17 protein-coding genes are annotated in these 19,961 nt (G+C 60.2%); 5 read left to right on the top strand and 12 right to left on the bottom strand.

Annotated features, from left to right (window positions below; translation table 11 throughout):
- Positions 1–3: 3 nt before the first annotated feature.
- The 12 genes from P8014_RS11625 to P8014_RS11570 form a co-directional block, all read right to left on the bottom strand.
- The gene (locus P8014_RS11625; protein ID WP_337817493.1) at positions 4–1,830 is read right to left on the bottom strand and encodes an EAL domain-containing protein; all 1,827 of its coding nucleotides are present in this window, start codon (positions 1,828–1,830) and stop codon (positions 4–6) included.
- Positions 1,811–2,296, bottom strand: a complete 486-nt coding sequence (locus P8014_RS11620) for a hypothetical protein (protein ID WP_337817492.1) — start codon at positions 2,294–2,296, stop codon at positions 1,811–1,813. The genes P8014_RS11625 and P8014_RS11620 overlap by 20 nt, the downstream gene beginning before the upstream one ends.
- A gap of 190 nt (positions 2,297–2,486) precedes the next feature.
- On the bottom strand, positions 2,487–3,041 hold the full coding sequence (locus tag P8014_RS11615) for a CheR family methyltransferase (RefSeq protein WP_337817491.1): 555 nt from the start codon (positions 3,039–3,041) through the stop codon (positions 2,487–2,489).
- 244 nt (positions 3,042–3,285) lie between these two features.
- Positions 3,286–3,798, bottom strand: coding sequence for a chemotaxis protein CheW (locus tag P8014_RS11610; RefSeq protein WP_337817490.1), 513 nt, complete (start codon positions 3,796–3,798; stop codon positions 3,286–3,288).
- A 10-nt stretch (positions 3,799–3,808) separates the two neighbouring features.
- The gene (locus P8014_RS11605; RefSeq protein WP_337817489.1) at positions 3,809–5,977 is read right to left on the bottom strand and encodes a methyl-accepting chemotaxis protein; all 2,169 of its coding nucleotides are present in this window, start codon (positions 5,975–5,977) and stop codon (positions 3,809–3,811) included.
- Between the two features lie 67 nt (positions 5,978–6,044).
- Entirely contained in the window at positions 6,045–8,207 is a 2,163-nt protein-coding gene (locus tag P8014_RS11600; RefSeq protein ID WP_337817488.1) for a chemotaxis protein CheA, read from the bottom strand.
- An 11-nt stretch (positions 8,208–8,218) separates the two neighbouring features.
- Positions 8,219–8,545 (bottom strand): STAS domain-containing protein, encoded by a 327-nt coding sequence (locus tag P8014_RS11595; protein ID WP_337817487.1) that lies wholly within the window; start codon positions 8,543–8,545, stop codon positions 8,219–8,221.
- 10 nt (positions 8,546–8,555) lie between these two features.
- Positions 8,556–8,924 carry a response regulator gene (locus P8014_RS11590; protein ID WP_337817486.1) on the bottom strand — a complete coding sequence of 123 codons (369 nt, stop codon included), beginning with the start codon at positions 8,922–8,924 and terminating at the stop codon, positions 8,556–8,558.
- A gap of 14 nt (positions 8,925–8,938) precedes the next feature.
- Positions 8,939–10,153, bottom strand: a complete 1,215-nt coding sequence (locus P8014_RS11585) for a methyl-accepting chemotaxis protein (protein ID WP_337817485.1) — start codon at positions 10,151–10,153, stop codon at positions 8,939–8,941.
- A 309-nt stretch (positions 10,154–10,462) separates the two neighbouring features.
- Positions 10,463–10,876 carry a response regulator transcription factor gene (locus P8014_RS11580; protein WP_337817484.1) on the bottom strand — a complete coding sequence of 138 codons (414 nt, stop codon included), beginning with the start codon at positions 10,874–10,876 and terminating at the stop codon, positions 10,463–10,465.
- 212 nt (positions 10,877–11,088) lie between these two features.
- Positions 11,089–11,721 (bottom strand): response regulator transcription factor, encoded by a 633-nt coding sequence (locus tag P8014_RS11575; protein ID WP_337817483.1) that lies wholly within the window; start codon positions 11,719–11,721, stop codon positions 11,089–11,091.
- Entirely contained in the window at positions 11,718–13,757 is a 2,040-nt protein-coding gene (locus tag P8014_RS11570; protein ID WP_337817482.1) for a PAS domain-containing protein, read from the bottom strand. Before P8014_RS11570 ends, P8014_RS11575 begins: the two co-directional genes overlap by 4 nt.
- An 87-nt stretch (positions 13,758–13,844) precedes the next feature.
- Between P8014_RS11570 and P8014_RS11565 the strand changes: the two genes are divergently transcribed.
- The 5 genes from P8014_RS11565 (at position 13,845) to P8014_RS11545 (ending at position 19,959) form a co-directional block, all read left to right on the top strand.
- Positions 13,845–14,084 (top strand): hypothetical protein, encoded by a 240-nt coding sequence (locus P8014_RS11565; protein ID WP_337817481.1) that lies wholly within the window; start codon positions 13,845–13,847, stop codon positions 14,082–14,084.
- Between the two features lie 588 nt (positions 14,085–14,672).
- On the top strand, positions 14,673–16,181 hold the full coding sequence (locus P8014_RS11560) for a DegQ family serine endoprotease (protein WP_337817480.1): 1,509 nt from the start codon (positions 14,673–14,675) through the stop codon (positions 16,179–16,181).
- A gap of 156 nt (positions 16,182–16,337) precedes the next feature.
- Positions 16,338–17,789, top strand: a complete 1,452-nt coding sequence (gene gndA, locus P8014_RS11555) for an NADP-dependent phosphogluconate dehydrogenase (RefSeq protein WP_337817479.1) — start codon at positions 16,338–16,340, stop codon at positions 17,787–17,789.
- On the top strand, positions 17,786–19,288 hold the full coding sequence (zwf, locus tag P8014_RS11550) for a glucose-6-phosphate dehydrogenase (protein WP_337817478.1): 1,503 nt from the start codon (positions 17,786–17,788) through the stop codon (positions 19,286–19,288). The genes gndA and zwf overlap by 4 nt, the downstream gene beginning before the upstream one ends.
- Before the next feature lie 53 nt (positions 19,289–19,341).
- Complete coding sequence (locus tag P8014_RS11545) at positions 19,342–19,959, top strand: DedA family protein (RefSeq protein ID WP_337817477.1); 618 nt, start codon at positions 19,342–19,344, stop codon at positions 19,957–19,959.
- Positions 19,960–19,961: the final 2 nt, after the last annotated feature.

The following is a 19,961-nucleotide window of genomic DNA, read 5'->3' as shown; positions in this document are numbered from 1 at the left end:
TCCTTAATGACCTTGTCTCGGCCAAACGCTGCTGAATTCGAGAAATTCCCTTTCGGGCATCGGCCGAGCGTAAAAATATCCCTGCGCCATATCGCAACCGGCCTGCGACAACAAGATTGCCTGATCGCGTGTTTCGACCCCTTCGGCAATGAGTCTGATACCCAACCGCCGAGCCATCGTGATGATCGATTCGACGATGACCCAAACTCTCGGATCACTGACAATGCCGCGAATGAACGAACGGTCGATCTTGAGATAATCGATTTCGAATTTCTTGAGATAGGACAGAGCAGAATAGCCTGTACCGAAATCGTCCAACGCTACCTTCATGCCCATTGCACGGATCTGGCGTAACTGTTCGTGCACTCCATATCGATCGTCCAGCAGCAAACTCTCTGTAATCTCGACGCTCAGATACTCTCCGGGAATCTGCTGCGCGGCCAGACATTCGCTCCAACGCTCGATATCTTCTTCGGCGAAAAACTGAGTCGGAGAGCGATTGATGCAGATACGGTGCGGGACGTCGCTCCCACTTCTGCGGTTCCATTCCAGCGCCACGCGCGCAGCCTCCCGAAACACCCAGTTACCGATCTCATGGATGAGCCCGTTCGCCTCCGCAATAGGGATGAAGAGCGCAGGCGATACCTCACCCAACTGTGGATGCCGCCAGCGCAGCAGCGCTTCGGCCTTACAAATTTTTTCATGCACATAATCGAAAATCGGCTGATAGTGTAAGGACAGTTGACCTTCCCGCAACGCCACGCTTAAGTCTTTGGCCAAACGCCTATGCATGAGCGTACTTTCCTGCATTGACCGTTCGAAAACACGCACCCTGCTGTAGCCGCCTCCCTTTGCGGCGATCAAAGCCTGATTGGCGTAGCTCAACAACTCACTTGCCTCTTCTCCATGATCTGGATAGAGCGCGACGCCGACGCTGACCGATGTCCATAATCGCCCACCGCCTTCCAGCACGTAGTAACCGGACACAGCCCTACGCATGCATTCAGCCATACGTTTTACATAAGGCAGATCGCCTATATGCCGTAGAGCCACGACGAGTTCGTCATTACCTGTCTGCGCAAGGAATTCAGTCTCCCCCATAGCCAACCGTAAACGGCGCACGGAATCCTTCAAAATGCGATCAGCCGCACCGCGTCCCAACGAGTCACTGACCTGATGGAGATTGTCTAGCGCAACGATGAACAGAACCAGAGGACAGTCCCAGTCAAGCACCGATGCCAAATTTTGGGATAGAACATCGCGATCAGACATTCTGGGTAGCGGATCATTAGCAGACTCAAGCCCGACGCCAGCTACGGCCCGACAACGGTCGACGACATTTCGAACCAACTCGTAGATCTCCTCTGCATCGGGCGCTGCGCCGATCTCCGCCTCGGGCATTTCAGGTCCCTTGACGACAAAAACGCAGACAACCTCGCCCTCGCCACCGAGCACCGGGACTACCCTGCAGGGCACCACATCATGGAAGCTACCGATTTCCGAGTGGAGCGAAAAATCCGTCCCACCCAGGCAAACCTCCTGTATATGCTGGGCACCGATGCCACCCCCTATATCCATTAACGTGAAGCCAGACTGTTCGTCCGCAGCACGGCATCTGAGCGGCAGCCAGGAACCTATCCCACTCAGAGTCAAGCTGCCCCACTCGTCGGGAATCAGGATCCGGCAGGACAGGCTGGGAAAGGACAATTCGACGACAGAAGCCGTCTTGTTCAGCACCTCGGCCAATTCGGCGCCGTCCGTCAACCGTTCGGATAGCTCCGCCCTTGCAGTTCCCAGCAACTCCCGCCGTTTACACATCAATGATGTCACGACCCACCGCCAGCACACCGGTCCCGCAACCATTGGCATCGCATTCGACCAACGCTCTGATCTGCGTATACCGCCCACTAGCGCCGTCAGGTTTCCCAGCCGGTTCGCATTTGGCGTCTTCGCCGATATCGAACACCGTGCGAATGCAACGTTCGTAACGCCCCCACTGCTCGCTTCCCGGATAAACGCACCGGCGGCTATCGATCAATGGTGCATCTGGCTTTGACAGCTTGAGCAGTCCAAGGTCGACATAGACTCTTCCGCATGCCGGATCGTAGCGAGCCACATAATCAGAAAACCGTTCTGAGTGAACCCACTCAACGGCATTCTTCGTGCGCTTATCTTCGACCTCAAGGTGGTTTACCGTAGACATGGTCTTTCCGTTCGTTCCGGCTACACCTCGAATCCATCGCATATTCCCCGGCACTCTTCGATCCGCAGGTTTAGAAATACGAATTCTGTTCATGCCCAATTCTTCTCCTGTCCATAGGATGTAGACCTCGCGCCATACCAGCATGAGGAATACATATTGTTGTTTTCTCAGAACAGCCTCCGCACATTCGCATGCTGTAAATCCGAGAATCACCTATCGGCCATACCACGCTTGTCACCCCGTTGACATAGAACCGCATGAAGAGTCACTCGGAGCCCACGGCTCAGACACCCGGCTTCCTATAGATAGAAGGTCTGACCATCTTCAACTCGTCGTTGACACCGTTCAGGGTTTCCGAGTGGCTGATGAAGAAATAACCTCCCGCGCGAAGCAACGGCAAAAGGCTGCGCACCACCCGCCGCTTCGTCTCCATGTCGAAATAAATCATTACATTGCGCAGGAAGATCGCATCGAACTGGCCCAGTGCCGGCAAAGGCTTGATCAAGTTAACCTGATGAAACGATACGTGGCGGCACAGCTCCGGCTTGACCAGAAAAGTGCCTTCTTGCCTGCCCGTCCCCTTGAGACAAAATCGCTTCAGATACGGACCTGGAATGCCTTCCACCCGTTCCAGCGCATAATGGGCCTGTCTGGCCTTGTCCAGCACTCGGGTACTGATATCCGAACCAAGCACCTCCCAGCGCCCTTCTCCCAACTTGTCCGCCAACACCATTGCCAGGGTGTAAGACTCTTCTCCGGAGGAACTGGCGGCACTCCAGACCCGGAACGTACGTTGCTCGCCGTGCTGGGGAAGCACATGATCGGCAAGAAAGTCCATGTGCCCGGGTTCGCGGAAAAAATATGTCTCGTCGGTTCCGACAAGCTGATGCCGGCAATCCGATGAATCATTGTCTGAAACTGCTTGAATTCACGGTCGTCGAGAGGAGCGACGTTCATGTCCAATTCAATTAGCCTCTTATAGCTGGGGCACCGAACCCCAAGCTTTGAAATCCACCGTGCGACGCTCGGTGCGGGAAGCTAACACTCGCCTCCCGCACCGTTGAGTCAATGCCGCCGTGCCCTCACGACGCTGCGGCAAAATCAGCGATATCGCGCAGTGAAAGCACTCGGTCCATATCCAGCAGGATTACGAACCGACCGGCAACCTTGCCCATACCCCGGATAAAATCGGTTCGTATTCTGGTTCCGAACGTCGGCGCCGCCTCGATCTCCGACAAAGGTATTTCCAGGACCTCGTTCACGGCGTCCACCATCACTCCGATCACTTCGGTATCCTGACCGTTGGCGACTTCGACAATCACGATGCAGGTTCGGCGCCCGACCTTCGTCGCCGGCTTCTCGAAGCGCAGCGCCAGATCCACCACAGGCACCACAGTTCCGCGCAGATTGATCACGCCACGGATGAAGTCAGGCATCATCGGCACTTCGGTCAGAATTCCGCACTCGATGATCTCTTTGATCCTCAGAATCCCGATGGCATACACCTCTCCGGCCAGCATGAAGGTCAGTAACTGATCCGCCTCGGTTTCGGCGGCTGCCTCCCCGACAGCTTCGGCATTAGTCAGTGCATTCATGTCGCATTCCTCAGAAGCTGACGAACTCATCATCGATGGCCAGATTCGAGGCGGTGCGTACCGTCTTGACCGGCTGCGACGCGGGCATCTTCGCGGTCGTGTTGGCAGCGTCTCCGGCATGCCGAGCGGATACCCCATCCTCCACCACCGTGAAGAACCCCATCAACTGCAGCAACTGTTCAGACTGACCGCTCATCTCCTCGGCAGTCGCCGCCAATTCCTCCGAACTGCTGGCATTCTGCTGCGTGATCTGATTGAGTTGATTCATCGCCGTGTTGACTTGACCAACACCTACCGACTGCTCCTGCGATGCCGCGGTGATTTCCTGCACGAGATCCGCTGTCTTGTTGATGCCGGGTACGATCTCATCCAGCAGCGCGCCGGCCTTTTCCGCCAGTTCGACACTACCCTTGGCAACCTCCCCAATTTCCTGCGCCGCCACCTGACTGCGTTCGGCCAATTTGCGCACCTCAGCGGCCACTACGGCGAAACCCTTGCCGTGTTCACCCGCCCGCGCCGCTTCGATAGCCGCATTCAGCGCCAGTAGATTGGTCTGGTACGCGATGTCGTCGATGATGCCTATCTTCTCCGCAATGGTATTCATCGCCGAGACCGTTTCCTTAACCGCCGTTCCACCTTCGTTGGCCTGATTCGCGGCCGTTCCGGCGATACCTTCCGTGACCTTGGCGTTTTCCGTGTTCTGGTTGACCGACGCGCCCATTTGCTCTATCGATGCCGTCGTCTCCTCCACGGACGCGGCCTGCTCGCTCGATGCCTGCGACAGGGCCTGCGCCGTCGAGCTGACCTGCTCTGAAGCCGAGGCCAGTGAATCGGCTGCTCCCCGCACTTCGCCGATCACCTTGGCGAGCCTGGCGATGGTGTTATTGACGGTATCCTTCAGCTCCTTGAGCTGTCCCTTGTAGTCGCCTTTGACGTCCCGGCTGAAATCACCCTTTTCCATTTCCATCAACACGGAAATGGCCTCGTTAACAGGAAGGGTGATGTCGTCCAGCGTCTTGTTGATACCGACGATGATCTTGTGGAAGTCGCCCTTGTGCCTGTTCGCATCGGCTCGAACGTCAAGCCGACCTTCGGCAGCGGCTTGGATCAGCGTATCCGTGTCGGACGCCAGCGCCTTGAGATTTGCACGCACCTGCTCGACGATTTCGTTGATGAAGGCCTTCTTCCCCGGGAACTGCTCCAACGGCGTTTCGAAATCACCCTCGCCGAATCCCTTGACGCAAGCCATAGCTTTCTTCTTGACCGCGATGTGGCCGAACACCATATTGTTCACGCCATCGGCCATCGTCTTGAACGCGCCCTCGAACTTGTCCGAGTCGATCCTGACGTCGATATCGCCCTTCTCGTGCTCCTCCGACACGCGGTTCAGTTCTGCGATCAGTGACTGCAGTGTCTGACTCATGCTTTGCATGGCGGCCATCAGACTTGTGCTGTCGCCGGCTTTGAGATCAATTTTGGTCGACAGGTCACCAACCGCAATTCGGCCGGCAACATCGGCCGCGAGCTGCGGTTCACCGCCCAATTGACGGACGAGGCTGCGTACCAGGAGCACGCCCATGATCACCATGATCGCAATCAGAATCACTCCGATCGCCAGCGACATGAAAATGGCCCGCTGCTTGACGGCTTCAGCCTTCACGGCACTTTCCTTCGCAAACTTGACGTTGTATGCCATATGTGCTTGCAGCGCTTCGTCGAGTTTTTTGGCGGAAGTCTCGGCCGCGTGATTCGCGAGATTGCGCGCCTGAACGTTCATATTGGCTTTCGACAACTCGAGCACCTTGTCGTAGTCACGTTCATAAGCGGTTAGAGCGGCCATATCCGCTTCCAGCATCTGCTTGTCCTTCGCATTGCCGAGCATGCCGGAGTATTGCTTGAGTGAATTTTCAAGCGCTGCGCGCGACTGCTTGATCGACGCTTCGATCTCTACCATTTTTGAGCTGTCGCTAGTGGTGATATGCCTATAGAGCTTCACTCTCAATTGGCCGAACTCTACCAGGACCTTATCCAGCAGCACGATTGATGGAACCGTTTTGGAATTGGCATAACTGGCCTCGTCGTAGACCCTGCCCATCTGGTTCAGATTGATTACGGCCACGGTCAGCAAACCAGCCACGGCCACGAAAACCAGTAGATACAAACGTTTTGCGACTGTCATTTCCGTCACTTCCTTTGTTGGATACCACTTACTGAAAGATTTCCGGCCGTTACCGGCCGCGACCCATTCAACCCACCGCAGTGAGCTGCCCCGGAGCTTCCACTCCGCCACCGGTTAACTGGCGGACAAGTCCGCCCACGTCCATGATCAACGCCACTTCGCCACTACCCAGGATGGAAAACCCACCGATACCGCGAACTCTGTCGAACAACTTGCCGAGCGGTTTGATGACGACCTGGGATTCACCGATCAGACGATCGACCACAAGCCCCACCTTCGTCCCGGCGTAACTGACGACCACGATGCTTTCGCGCTGACCCGGTCCGCCGGAGACCGCGAACTGATCGCGCAGACGCACATAAGGCAGCACCTCACCGCGCAGATTGATGCAGTTGCCGGAGGCCGACTCCTGCTCCTGTTTGGTGAGTTCCAGACACTCGACCACCATCTCGAGAGGCACGACGTAGGCCCAGTCGCCGACGCCAACCTGGAATCCGTCGATGATCGCCAGAGTGAGAGGAAGACGTACCCGTACCGTGGTGCCACAGCCCGGCACACTTTCCAGGTCGACACTGCCACGCAGGGCCTGGATGTTGCGCCGCACCACGTCCATCCCGACCCCGCGTCCGGACAGGTTGCTGACCGCATCGGCGGTAGAAAAACCGGGCTCGAAGATGAGGTTGTAGATCTCGTTGTCGCTGAGCTGTTGATCCGGCTTGACCAGGCCCCGTTCAATGGCCTTCTGCAGTATCCTGTCGCGGTCGAGCCCACCGCCGTCGTCGGCGACCTCGATAACGATGCTTCCGGATTCGTGATAGGCGTGAAGGCTCATCGTTCCATGGGCCGGCTTGCCCCTGGCGATACGCGTCTCGGCCGCCTCGATGCCGTGATCCATCGAATTTCGCACCAGGTGGGTCAGCGGATCGCCGATCTTTTCCACCACGGTCTTGTCCAACTCGGTTTCGGCGCCGCTGATCTGCAGGCGGATGTCCTTGCCGAGTTCCTTGCTGACGTCGCGCACCACTCGGTTGAAGCGGCTGAAGGTGGCTCCGATCTGCACCATGCGCAAATTGAGCGCGGAATCGCGAACCTCCTCCACCAGGAGGGAGACATTCGCAGTGTCCTCGATCATTTCCGTCACGCCGGAGTTCTTGGCCGACAGATTGGCGCCGGCAGCCGCTATGATGAGTTCGCCGACCAGATTGATCAGTTGGTCGAGCTTGCCCGCATCGACGCGTATGAAGCCGGCTTCGCCGGCGCGACCCCGCCCCCCCGACTGCGACCTCGTCGCTGCGGTGCTTGCCGGCACCGCAGCAGCAGGCGGCAAGTCGACGGCCGAAGGCGGGAGCGGCTCTTCATCGGCACCCGCGGCTAACACACCCTCCAACTCTGCAGGCGTGAGCGTGCCGCAACGCACCAGAACCTCGCCGATCTGCGCTGCCTCCTCGGGCAATTCGCCGAGCAGAGCCGCATACTCGTCGACACTGCTGTGCGGAGGCAGAATGTGTAGAACGCAATCCTCGCGCACGAACTCGAAAACGCTTTCGATCTCGTCCTGGTCCTCCTGACTTTCGAAAGCGATCTCGAAACCGAGATAGCAGCATTCAGGATCCATCTCCTCGGCAGCCGGAATACGATCGGTCAGGGTGACGATACGGACGATTCGCCCCAGACCGGACAGGTAGCGAAGGAACGATGCGGGATCCATGCCGTTGCGGATCGCATCCGGACTGAAACGCAGGGAAATATGCCAATGTCCGGCGATCACTCCACCGCCGGACGTGCCTGCCGGCGCGTTCGCCGGCCCGGACGTGACGTCGTCCGGCAGGTCCGCCGGGGAGTCCCCCATATAGCCGCCGAGCCGCTGGGCCAGGACGTCGCCCAGCTCCTGTACGGATGCATCGGCCTCGCTACCTTCGGCCACCTGATCGACCAGAACGCCGATGTGGTCGCAGCTCTCGAGCAACAGTGCGGCCAGTTCCCCATCTATCGACAGAGCACCGCCGCGCACTCGGTCCAGCACGCTTTCTGCAGCGTGCGTGAACTTGACCACGTGATCCAGACCGAACAGACCGGCCGAGCCCTTAATGGTATGTGCCGCCCGGAAAATGGCATTGATGGTTTCCGGATCATCGTCGGCCTGCTCAAGGCGCAGCAGCGCGTCCTCCATCTGCTGTAGCAGATCCCGGCTCTCGGCGATGAAGGTATTAAAAGCGTCGTCCATGCTCATGACGAACCTCGTCAAGCGGATTGCAGTTGCGGAGCGTTACCGGATTCCTCGAAGAATCCGGCCAGACCGAACAAATCGACGATTTCCGCAACTACGGGATTGAGTTCGCCGAAGCAAAGCCTCTTGCCCTCGGTCGTCGCCTCCAACCTGGCCATGATCAGCAGTTGCATCCCCGCCGTGTCGATCTCTCCCACGCCATCGAGACAGCATTCGACGGCGTCATGCTTTTTCAGTGCCTCGATCAGAGTCGGTTTGACCTCGGCGACTTCATACACCGTCAGATCGCCTTCGAATTCCAGCCGACAGGTGCTCCCCTCGATCTTTTCGCGGATATCCATCACAAGCTCCTCAAGGCAGGATCAATTTGGAAACGGCGTCGAGCATCTGCTCCGGACGGAACGGCTTGGCGACCCAGGCTTTCACACCCGCCGCCCGGCCAGCCGCCTTCTTGTCGTCACCGGTTTCGGTGGTGAGCATGATCACCGGGGCGAACTTGTACGCTGCCATGCTCTTCATCTGCTTCACGAAACTGATGCCGTCCATGTTCGGCATGTTCACGTCGCTGATGACCAGATGCAGCTTGCGGCCGTCCAGCTTGCTCAACGCGTCCTTACCGTCGCACGCTTCGATGACTTCGTAGCCGGCGCTTTTTAGGGCGATGGCCACGACCTGCCGCAGCGATGCGGAGTCGTCGACTATCATGATATTTTTCGCCATGTCTCTGTCCTTCCTCAAAAAAAGGTGATATCTGACTCCGTGTCCTGCAATTTCTTCGTGGACTCGCCGCCATGAAGGGCATGCTGCTCCGGAGTGGTGTACGTACAAGCGAGTTCTTCCAGCCAAACGTCCACGTCGATCGGTTCAACTCTCAGCCCGGCGGTGATCGCGGCAAGTCGCTCGTCGAGATGACTCTGAAGCTTCCCGAGGTCTCCTTGCACATGACCCAGGATCTGGCTTACCCGGTCCTGAAACTGGAGGGAGACCAGCACTTGCGCAATCTCGTCCCTCACCGACCGGCTGTCTCGGCGCAGCGTTTCAGCCGATGCCGAAGCGCTCTCGGCGGCAGCATGGAAACGCTCCAGAATGCGACGGATCACCTGTTCGGATTCACTCACCATCACCCCGTCGCGTTCGGCGAATTCGCGGGAGACCTGCATCGTGTTGGCGATGGCGTTGTTGACCGAAGTCACCGTTTCGCCGATGTTCTTGCCCGTTTCACCGGAAAGCGCCGAGAGCTTGCGGACTTCATCCGCCACCACGGCGAACCCACGCCCCGCATCGCCGGCGCGTGCCGCTTCGATGGCGGCGTTCAAGGCCAGCAAATTCGTCTGATCAGCGAGCTTCCCCACGCTATTCGCCATGTGCTTGAGGTCCTCGGTCAAATCAGCCAGGGCGCCGATCTCGCGGACCATCCGCTCCTTCTCGTCGAGCGCGGTTCGCAACGAGGACACGATCTGGTTCAGCTCAGCCTCGGTGCCGTCCAGCAACTCCACCAACTGCTCCTGCCCATCCGTGTCGGAGGCGGCTATCGTGTCGGAGATGCGCTGGGACAACTGCGCGAAACGATCAGCGAGCGCGGTAACCGACTCTTCGGTGTGTCCCCGCACAATCTCGAGCTGTCCCGCCCAAATGGGCAGAACGGGTTTCATGAGCCGCGCCAGGCTTTCGTTGGAGCCGGCGATATCGCGCCCTTCAGCGTCACCGGCTTCCTGTAACGAAGCCACCAGGGAATCCCATCTGCGGCCAAACCGACGCATCAGAGACCATCCCAGGACAATGCCGCCGACAAGCAGCGCTGCTGCCAGCGCCCAGGCGAGACCTTCAGCATTACCGACGAAAATCGTCGCACCCGCCCCAGCCAGAGCCATGATCAGAGGCCCGGCTGAAACTTCGGCGCCGGGCCCGTTCGCGCGGGCAATCGATTCCCTTTTCGCTTCGTGGTTCATGTCCCGTCCTGTCACTGGTTCTGCCGAAATACTCCGGAGCCTCGGTACTCCAGGCTTGCAGAGCACTGCGTTCCCGTTGTTCTCAAGATTGAACTGAGACAGTTATTTCAGCGATCGGCTGGGGACGATTTGCCTGTAGGAATTTGCAGCCGGCTTGTAGTCCCAGACCTACACGGTGTCGCCGCGCAGGCTCGCACACACAAAAACGGCATCCAGGAGAAGTCCGACGGGATGGGGAAAACGCCAAGACCAAAGGCGAAAGATTCCGCGGAATCGGAGACGGCGAACACGCGCCGGTGTCGTACAGCGCTACCGCAAATCGAGTGCGGGCTCTGCAACGGAGGAGTCGAGGAAGCGTTCTCCGGCGGCCACCCGGTGCAACACGTCCACCAGGGTATCCGGATCGCCGCCCTTAACCAGGAACCCATTGGCCCCGGCCCGCAGGGCACGACGCGCCACCGCAGGGTGGTTGAGAAGACTGAAGACAAGAATGGGCAATTCGGGATACAGGGCGCGAATGCGGGCGATCAACTTCTCGCCGGAAAGATCTGGCATGTTCATATCCATCAGCACCAGATCGACCTCCAGCGCACTCAGCAGTTCCATGACCTCGACGCCGTTGGCCGCCTCACCTACAGGAAGCAGCCCCCCGTACACGGCGCACAGATGCTTGAGGCTTTCCCGCACGAGGAGATGATCGTCCGCGATCAGAAGGCGGATCATAGCCACTGCCGCCCCGGCGCTGCGCAGAGCCGCACCACAGCCACGCCAGATGGATCGATTCCGCCAACTACGCTGAAAACCAACATGAACCAATACCCCTGCGTGACGCTGCTATGCACCTCAGGGACAAGAATGCGAGAACCGCTCCTGCAGCGGTATTGGTATCAGGCTGATTCTTGGGTAGGGATATCCTTACACAGCGCCGGACGCGCTCAGTCGATCAATCCCTCGTCGAGGGCGTAACGCATCAGATCGGCATTGTTCCGGAAACCCATTTTTTCCATCATCCGCGCCTTGTGCGTGCTCACCGTCTTGCTGCTGATGCACAGTTCGGCAGCGATCTCGTTGACACTCTTGCCCTGCGCCAACAGACGCAAGACCTGAAGCTCTCGTTCGGAGAGCCGCCCGTGGTCCGGTGCGGGTGTCAGCCCACTGGCTTCGAAAGCCATACTTTGCGCTACGACGGGGTCGATGAAGCGGCCCCCGGCGGCCACCTTGCGTACCGCCGTTAACAGGGTCTCGGGCTCGGCATCCTTGCTGACGTAACCATTGGCGCCGGCGCGCAACGCACGCTGCGCGATCAAAGGCTGATCGTGCATGCTTACGACCAAAATGGGCAAAGCCGGGAAGTGGGCTTTCACCCGGACGATAAGATCGCCGCCGCTGATGCCTGGCATGCTCATGTCGAGCAGGACGAGATCGGCCTCGGCGGCACGCAGCCGGTCCATCAGCTCCGCTCCGTCCGCAGCTTCGCCCGCCACCGTCAAGTCACTGAACAGCGCGAACAGCTGCTTCAAGCCCTCGCGCATGAGTTTGTGATCGTCAGCAATCAACAGCCTGATCATGAATGTCCTCTTTCGCTCGTATCCGAAGGCAGGCTATCGAGGTCGCCGCACGGCAATTTCAGATCGATACGGGATCCTCGACCGGGCCTACTGCCGATGACGACCTCTCCACCGATGCGCCTTGCCCGCTCTCGGATGCCCAACAACCCGAACGATTTTCGCCCCACCGCTTCGGGATCGAATCCCCGCCCATCATCGGACAACTGCAGCCTACATAGACTATCAGCCCAGCTCAGTTTGATGTCGACGCGCTGAGCGCCGGCGTGACGCGCCACGTTCGTCAGCCCTTCCTGAACAGCCCGGAACAACACCATGGCCTGCTCTTCGCTCAGCGGCGGCTTGCCGTCCTGCGCTTCAAGACGGCACGGAATACCGCTGTTGCGCGTAAATTCCTCTCCCAGCCATTCCAACGCAGGTACTACACCGACCTCCAGAGCAGCCGGCCGCAAGCGGTAAGCGACATCGCGCACGACCTGGATACTCCGATCGGAAAGCTCCAACAGCTTGGCGATACGCTCGCCCAGCACAGGCGCATCGCCGCCGGGCACCATTCGCAGGGTGGAAATGCCCAGCTTCATGGCCGTCAGCACCTGCCCGAGTTCATCATGGACTTCATGGGCAATGGAGTTTCGCTCTTCATCCCGTGCCCGATCGCGCAAAGCACTCATTTCACGCAACTGGCGCTGCGACTCTTCCAAGCGCTGCTTGGCTTTGGTCAGATCGGTAATATCGTGTCCGACGGCAAGCGCGCCGCTGACCTGCCCCTGCGCATCACGTTCCGCCACGATGTGCACTGAATAATAGCTCTTGTTCCCCGCCACCCCCTGGCCCGCTTCATCACCACCGATACTGAGGACGATATCGGCAGGTTCGCCCGTCTCTATCACCGTCCGCAGATACGCTTCGTACACCTCGGCGGACATGCTAACTCCAGCACTCCACAGATCTCCAACGGCGACGTTGGACACGCTTTCACGTTGCATAGAAGCCTTCTCTTCATAGGCGGGATTGACGTAAACCCTTCGGCATTCCAGGTCGTAGCGGATGATGATGTCGGGCGCGTTCTCCGCCAGCGTGCGGAATTCCCGCTCGCTGGCTCGCAGGGCCTGCTCGGCAAGCCTCAGACGCGTAATAGTATGTGCAATCCCCAGCACGCTGACGATTCTGCCGCTGGTATCCCGTTCAGGGACATGGCGGATTTCGAACACCTCGGTCCCATCCGGCGTCCGCCAACGCGCCTCACATTCATTGGCCTCACCGGTGGCAAACGCTTTGCGAATGCATTCCTCCAATGCCTCGGCCTGTCCCTCGGGTCCGCGCTGATCCAGTTCCATCTGGCGCTTGCCAATGAGGCTTTCGGCCGGCATCTGGAACGCGTGCTCGACGACCGGATTCGCATAGATGAAACGACATTCGTGGTCGAACCGGGCCAGAAAATTCGGCAGATTCTCGCTCAGCGTACGGAAACGCAGTTCGTTTTCCTTAAGTTCGTGTATATCCCGGGCGATGGCGAGCACGCTGCTCACCGCACCGTCAGCGCCCAGCTCCGGCACGATACGCAGATGGTGCCAGCGGATATCGCCAGTCGACGCCCGATAGACGACGTCGTCATGGCTCTGCTCCTTCCCGGTCGTCGCGGCGTGCCTGATCCTTTCCATGTAGCGATTCACATCGACCACCGGCGAATACCCATCTGCCGGTGTCCTGCCCAGCAATTCCGCCTCGGGATGCCCGATTAGCCTCAGCATGGCTGGATTCAGGTAGACCAGCCGACACGACAGATCGTAACGGACGATGGCGTCCGGCGAATGCTCGACCAATGCACGGAAGGCCTGTTCGCTGGCATCGAGACGGTCTTCGGCCAATTTACTCGCCGTGATATTCCGAGACAGCACCACAAAACGCGGAGGCTCCCCCGGAGGAACGCGCTTGCGGGCAACCGACAGTTCAAACCACTCGCGACCGCTGGGCAGCGGCCGCTGGATTCGCACCCCGACGGACCGGCCTGTTTCTTCTGCCTCGCACAGCGCCGCCATGCATCTCTCGGCCGTCGCTCGCGGCAGATAGTCATTCAAATTCCTCACGTCGTGATACCGGCCGTCGCGCCGCACCGACCTGTAGTCATGGCAATCCCCGTCGCGCCCGGTTTCGAACAACGCATCCGGCAACGCCTCGAGTATCGCCTGCTGATCGCGCCGGGTTTTCTGCAGTTCGGCGTTGATCAGGGCCAGCCGCCGGTTGTCCCGGCGCTGACGCAGCAAAAACAGCGTGATGCTCAGCAGAAGAAGGATACCTCCGGCTACCAACGTCAACAGCCAGCGCCGCTGCGCTTCGAGTATCGAGTCTTCGTGTTCCAACGCTGAAATGTGTTGCTCCATCGAAGCCTCGGGCACCGGACCGCGTGCGACCGGACTGACGTCAGCGACAGGCGTCACCAACGAATAACGCTCCTCTGCATGCGCCAACCGCCAACTGCCTTTTGCCCTGTTCCACCCCGAATCGGCCTGCATCCGCCAACCGTGGATCGGGGCTACGGCAGCCGCCTGCGGAACAGGGCACGCAAACAGCAGAAACACGGCCAATGCCATCGGCAAGCGATTCACTTCAAAACCTCGATCCGACATTTTTCGATTTCCCAATCAAGCGTCCAATTTTCATCATCATGATAAGGAATATAGAATTCTCCACCCTCTCGAACCACAGGTACAAAACGCCCCCCAGACACCGGACTCGAGATTGTCACGTCGGCCCGAAACCGACAGAACCCGCGTAAAACCACGTAAACCGCACTAAACCCGGCTTAAAGCGGCCCCCTCCGATGCGCTATGCTCAAGACCTGTTCATGCGCGACAGGAACTCGGACGGCTTGCGCACAGTCCTAACTTGCTAGACTCATTCGCGCCCCGCGCCGCCGGCCGAGCCATCCAACTATCAGTTATGGAATCCGTTTTATGACGCACGCACTTTCCCGACTCAGCCGACGCTGGGCTGCGCTGAGCCTGGTCACCTTGCTCGCTCTCGCCACCCAGGCCTGCGCCAAAAGCGACGACCAGAATTCCCAGCAGCCGGCGCAGACTCAAAGCAGTTCCCAAAGCGCGGCCGCCCTGAGCAGCCTGCCGAACTTCAGCAAGCTGGTCGAACACGCCGCACCGGCTGTGGTCAGCATCACCGGCGTGCGCACCATCAACAACGGCTCCGCGGCCAGCCAAATCATGCCAAACCTGCCGCCCGACAGCCCGTTCCGGCAGTTCTTCAAGCACTTCTTCGACCAGCAGGGACCCAACAGCCAGCAGCCGCAGAGCAAGGAGCGGATTCTCGGCTCGGGCTTCATCATCTCATCCGACGGCTACATCGTGACCAACCGCCACGTCGTAGTCGGCGACACTGAACTCAAAGTGCGCCTGCTCGACCGCCACGAATACTCGGCCAAAGTCATCGGCATGGACAAGCGGACCGACCTCGCCCTACTGAAAATCGATGCCAAGGGCTTGCCCACGCTGTCCCTCGGCGACTCTAGCAAACTCAAGGTCGGACAATGGATACTCGCCATCGGCAACCCGTTCGGTTTCGACTACAGCGCCACCCAGGGCATCATCAGCGCGTTGTCGCGCAACCTGCCCAATGAAAACTACGTACCTTTCATCCAGACCGACGCCGCCGTCAACCCCGGCAACTCCGGTGGTCCTCTGCTTGACCTCAAGGGCCAAGTCATCGGCGTGAACTCGCAGATATACACCAATTCCGGCGGTTTCATGGGACTGTCCTTCGCCATCCCGATCAACATCGTCAAAGACGTCGTCGCGCAGATCAAAGCGCACGGCAAGGTCAGCTACGGCTGGCTCGGCGTGATGGTCCAGGACATGAACCAGAGCCTCGCGCAGTCCTTCGGTCTGCAGCAGCCGGAGGGCGCACTGATCGCCCAGGTCGAGCCCCATAGCCCGGCATCCAAGGCCGGACTCCAGGCCGGTGATATCATCCTCAAATTCAACGGCAGCACTATCGGGCGTTCCGGCGACCTGCCCCCGCTGGTCGGCTCCACCCCGGTCGGTACCAGCGTGCCGGTGGTCATACTGCGCAACGGCAAACGCCTCACCTTGGACGTCACCATCGCCGCGCTCAAGGAGCCCAAGGCTTCGAAACAGGCCCGGTCCTCCGAACACGCCGACAAGGGTGGACGCCTCGGCATCATCCTCGAAAACCTTACCGCCGATCAGCGCAAGCAACTCGGCGTTGGCAAACACGGCGTCCTGATCAGCGGCATCGATCCAAACGGCATCGCCGCCCAGAGCGGACTGGAGCCGGGCGACGTCATCCTGCAGTTCGGCCACATCCAGATCGACGATGCCGCGCAGCTTGCCAAACAGGTGCACAATGCCCCGACCGGACGCCCCATCCCCGTGCTGATACTGCGTGAGAAAACGCCGCTGTACACCACGATCACCATTCCCAAGGGTAAATAGCACCGCGTCAGGGCCCACTCCGGTGTAGCCCTGACGCTTTGCAAGCCGGGCGCGACATTCAGCGAAACAGCTATCCGGGGGGTTGCAAGACGCACGAAGCGCTGCACTGCCCTTCGTTCAGTGTATCCCCACCGATCATCCAAGGAAGGAGGACGTATGCAACACGCACACTACGATCTGGGAATTGTTGGCCTGGGGGTCATGGGCGCCAACCTGGGGCTCAATATCGCCAGCCGCGGGCGCAGCGTCGCCGGATACGACCCCGACTCCGCCAAAGGCCAGGCCTTCGACCGACGAGGAACGTCCGAGCTGGGTGACATCGACGGCGCCGAAACTGCAGCCAGCGCAGAGGTGGAAGCGTTCGTAAGCGCGTTAAAGAGCCCGCGAGTGATGATCCTGCTGGTGCCCGCCAACGTCGTCGACAGCGCCCTCGATAACCTCGTCCCTCATCTGGGCGAAGGGGACATCGTCATCGATGGCGGCAACTCCCACTACCCGGACAGCGAACGCCGCCAGCGGCGCCTGGCCGAGCGCGGCCTGCACTTCATCGGCATGGGCGTCTCCGGAGGTGAGGAAGGCGCCCGCCACGGTCCCAGCATGATGCCGGGCGGCGACACTGCAGCCTGGGAGCGGATCCGGCCTCTGCTGGAGCCGGCTGCCGCGCATGCCGGGGATGGAGCGCCGTGCGTCGCATGGATCGGCTCGGGCGGCTCCGGACACTTCGTAAAAATGGTGCACAACGGCATCGAATACGGGCTGATGCAGCTCATCGCCGAAACCTATGACGTGCTTTCGCGCGGACTCGCGCTGCCCCTGGAGGAAATTCGCGACCATTTCGCCGCGTGGAGCGAGCGCCACCTGTCCGGCTACCTGATCGAAATCACCGCCGACATTCTCGTCCAACAGGACGCAGACGGCGGCCACCTGCTCGAACGCATTCGCGATGCTGCGCGTCAGAAAGGCACCGGACGTTGGACCACCGAAGCCGCTCTGGCGCTTGCTATCCCCACGCCGACCATCGACGCCGCCGTCACCGCACGCGGCCTGTCGAACTTCTACGACCTGCGCCAGAGCGGCGCCGAAGTTCTCCCCGGACCCCGGCCCGGCGAAGAACAAACGGCCCTCACGGAGGCCGGTCTGCCGCAGGCGCTCGAGGGCGCCCTGGAAGCGGCTATGCTCCTGACCTATGCCCAGGGCATGCACCTGATCGCCGCGGCCAACGCCGAATACGACTACGGCCTGCACTGCGGCACGGTGGCACGCATTTGGCGCGGCGGCTGCATCATTCGCGCCGCACTGCTCGATGACCTCAGCGCCGCCTACGAGCGCCAGCCCGAGCTTCAAAACCCGCTATTCGATCCGGCGCTGGGTTCACGGATCGGCGAGTTGCAGAGCAGCCTACGCAAAGCTGTCGCGGCAGCGGCCACCGCCGGTATCCCATCGCCGGCAATGAGTTCGGCCCTGGCCTACTACGACGCGCTGCGCAGCGCGCGCCTGCCGGCCAACCTGATCCAGGCCCAGCGCGACTATTTCGGCTCGCACACCTACGAGCGCCTCGATCGAGGAGGCAGCTTCCACACGCAGTGGGCACAGGCAACGAAGTCATGAAAACGCAACCGGTCCGCAACCCCTTCACACTGGTGCTGTTCGGCGCGGGCGGAGATCTCGTCTGGCGCCTCGTGGTGCCGGCGCTGTTCGCCCTGTTCCGCAAGAGTCACCTCTCCGAGGGCTTCCGCCTGCTCGGCGTCGATCGGCTCGAGTATGGACGCGAGGAGTTCTGCGCCCATCTTGGCGAACACTTCGACAGCGAGACGCCTGAGCAATGGAAGGCCTTTTGCGAACACGTCGACTACCTGCGCGGCGATTTTCTCGAACACGAGACCTACCAGCGCATAGACGAGCAACTACAGGGATACGAACGGGAGTTCGGCGATCAGGCCGAGCGTGTGTTCTATCTCGCCACGCCGCCCGCGCTGTTCGCCCCGATCTCCGTGCGCCTGGGACAGGCCGGATTGGGCGAAGCGCGCGAACACGCCCGTCTCGTGGTCGAAAAACCGCTCGGTCACGATCTCGCATCGTTCCGCGAAATCAATGGAAGCCTGACCCAGCACTTCGTCGAGGAACAGATTTTCCGCATCGACCATTTCCTGGGCAAGGAGACGGTGCAGAACATCCTCGCCCTGCGCTTCGCCAACCCGCTGTTCGAGCCGGTCTGGAACCGCAGCTACATCGATCACGTCGCCATCACCGTCGCCGAGTCGCTGGGTGTCGAAAATCGCGCCGGCTACTACGAAGGCTCCGGGGCCTTGCGCGACATGCTGCAGAACCACCTCATGCAGCTGCTCTGCCTGGTCGCCATGGAACCTCCGGTCGCCTACGACGCCAACGACATCCGCAACCGCAAAATGGACGTCATGCACGCCCTGCGCCCGATCACGCCAGACCGCGTCCATGAATACGCCGCCCGAGGCCAGTACGGAGCCGGTTGGATTTCAGGTCAGTCGGTGCCCGGATACCGTCAGGAACCCAAGGTCGCCGACGACTCGGAAACCGAAACCTACGCGGCTTTGAAGCTGCACATCGACAACTGGCGCTGGCAGGACGTGCCGTTCTACCTGCGCACCGGCAAACGCATGCCCGCCAAGATTTCGGAGATTTCCATACGTTTCAAGCCCGTGCCGCACCATGCCTTCCCAGTCTGGGCAGACCAGGAGAATCAGCCCGTGCGGCTGACCCTGCAGATCCAACCCGACGAAGCAATCCGCCTGCGCTTCATGGTCAAGGAACCCGGCATGCAGTTGCGCCTGCGTCCGGCCGATCTTGTCTTCAACTATGCCGACGGCTTTCGCGGCAGCAGCCCCAGCGCCTACGAAACGCTGCTCTACGAGGTGTTGGTCGGAGACGCCAGTCTGTTCATGCGCGCTGATCAGGTCGAAGCGGCCTGGAGCCTCGTACAGCCGGTGCTGGACGTATGGGAAGCCACGCCACCGAGCGATTTCCCGAACTATCAGGCCGGCAGCTGGGGACCGGAAACGGCCGAAATGCTGACCGCACGCGATGGCCGCAGTTGGCTTACGCCCGCGGCGGCACGCGATCAGAGCGGGTGAAGCCGGCGCATACGGCACCGCCTCCGTGCCGGCGCTGGTAGAATCACGCCAACATGGACATTCTAAATCATGCCCTGATCGTCGCCGAACCCTATTTGCGCCAATACGGCTACGCCGCCGTGGTCGTTGGCCTGTTCGTGGAGGGCATCGGCATACCGGCACCGGGGCTTACCCTACTGATCGCCGCATCGCTGCTCGCCGGGCGCGGCGAGATGGACCTGCCCGCGGTTGTTCTCAGCGCCATGGGCGGGGCGCTGGCCGGCTACAACCTGGGCTACCGCATCGGCAGTTTCGGAGGTCACCGGCTGCTGCTGCGTACCCGCCTGATCAACCGCCATCACCTACGCCGCCTGCGGCAGCTCTACCGCCGCTGGGGCGTGCCGGTCGTGATCATCGCTCCGTTCTTCGACGGCCTGCGCCAACTCAACGGTCCCGTGGCCGGCATCATCGACATGCCATGGACGCGTTTCGCACTCGCCAACGCCCTCGGCTGCGCACTGTGGATCGGCTTCTGGGCCATCGCCGCCTATACGTTGAGCGAACACGCCAACACCGCGTTAGCACTCGTTCGCCAATTCAGACCCTGGCTCATCACCGCCGCCGCCGCACTCTTCCTCGGCCTGCTGGTCTATCTGTTCGTCCGCGACCGCAAAGGCAACGGCAACACCTGAGA

The organism is Acidihalobacter sp. (genome assembly GCF_037381185.1).
GTDB lineage: Bacteria > Pseudomonadota > Gammaproteobacteria > DSM-5130 > Acidihalobacteraceae > Acidihalobacter_A.
Note: the sequence above shows the minus strand (reverse complement) of the source record. Positions and strands in the feature narration are given on the sequence as shown.

What these genes read in the sequence shown, in the direction of transcription:
- P8014_RS11585 (WP_337817485.1), bottom strand. Translation starts at nt 10,153, where the DNA reads ATGAACCACGAAGCGAAAAGGGAATCGATTGCCCGCGCGAACGGGCCC.
- P8014_RS11615 (WP_337817491.1), bottom strand. Translation starts at nt 3,041, where the DNA reads ATGGACTTTCTTGCCGATCATGTGCTTCCCCAGCACGGCGAGCAACGT.
- P8014_RS11570 (WP_337817482.1), bottom strand. Translation starts at nt 13,757, where the DNA reads ATGGCGGCGCTGTGCGAGGCAGAAGAAACAGGCCGGTCCGTCGGGGTG.
- P8014_RS11565 (WP_337817481.1), top strand. Translation starts at nt 13,845, where the DNA reads ATGGCAATCCCCGTCGCGCCCGGTTTCGAACAACGCATCCGGCAACGC.
- P8014_RS11595 (WP_337817487.1), bottom strand. Translation starts at nt 8,545, where the DNA reads ATGGATATCCGCGAAAAGATCGAGGGGAGCACCTGTCGGCTGGAATTC.
- P8014_RS11575 (WP_337817483.1), bottom strand. Translation starts at nt 11,721, where the DNA reads ATGATCAGGCTGTTGATTGCTGACGATCACAAACTCATGCGCGAGGGC.
- P8014_RS11620 (WP_337817492.1), bottom strand. Translation starts at nt 2,296, where the DNA reads ATGAACAGAATTCGTATTTCTAAACCTGCGGATCGAAGAGTGCCGGGG.
- P8014_RS11580 (WP_337817484.1), bottom strand. Translation starts at nt 10,876, where the DNA reads ATGATCCGCCTTCTGATCGCGGACGATCATCTCCTCGTGCGGGAAAGC.
- P8014_RS11560 (WP_337817480.1), top strand. Translation starts at nt 14,673, where the DNA reads ATGACGCACGCACTTTCCCGACTCAGCCGACGCTGGGCTGCGCTGAGC.
- P8014_RS11605 (WP_337817489.1), bottom strand. Translation starts at nt 5,977, where the DNA reads ATGACAGTCGCAAAACGTTTGTATCTACTGGTTTTCGTGGCCGTGGCT.
- zwf (WP_337817478.1), top strand. Translation starts at nt 17,786, where the DNA reads ATGAAAACGCAACCGGTCCGCAACCCCTTCACACTGGTGCTGTTCGGC.
- P8014_RS11545 (WP_337817477.1), top strand. Translation starts at nt 19,342, where the DNA reads ATGGACATTCTAAATCATGCCCTGATCGTCGCCGAACCCTATTTGCGC.
- gndA (WP_337817479.1), top strand. Translation starts at nt 16,338, where the DNA reads ATGCAACACGCACACTACGATCTGGGAATTGTTGGCCTGGGGGTCATG.
- P8014_RS11600 (WP_337817488.1), bottom strand. Translation starts at nt 8,207, where the DNA reads ATGAGCATGGACGACGCTTTTAATACCTTCATCGCCGAGAGCCGGGAT.
- P8014_RS11590 (WP_337817486.1), bottom strand. Translation starts at nt 8,924, where the DNA reads ATGGCGAAAAATATCATGATAGTCGACGACTCCGCATCGCTGCGGCAG.
- P8014_RS11610 (WP_337817490.1), bottom strand. Translation starts at nt 3,798, where the DNA reads ATGAATGCACTGACTAATGCCGAAGCTGTCGGGGAGGCAGCCGCCGAA.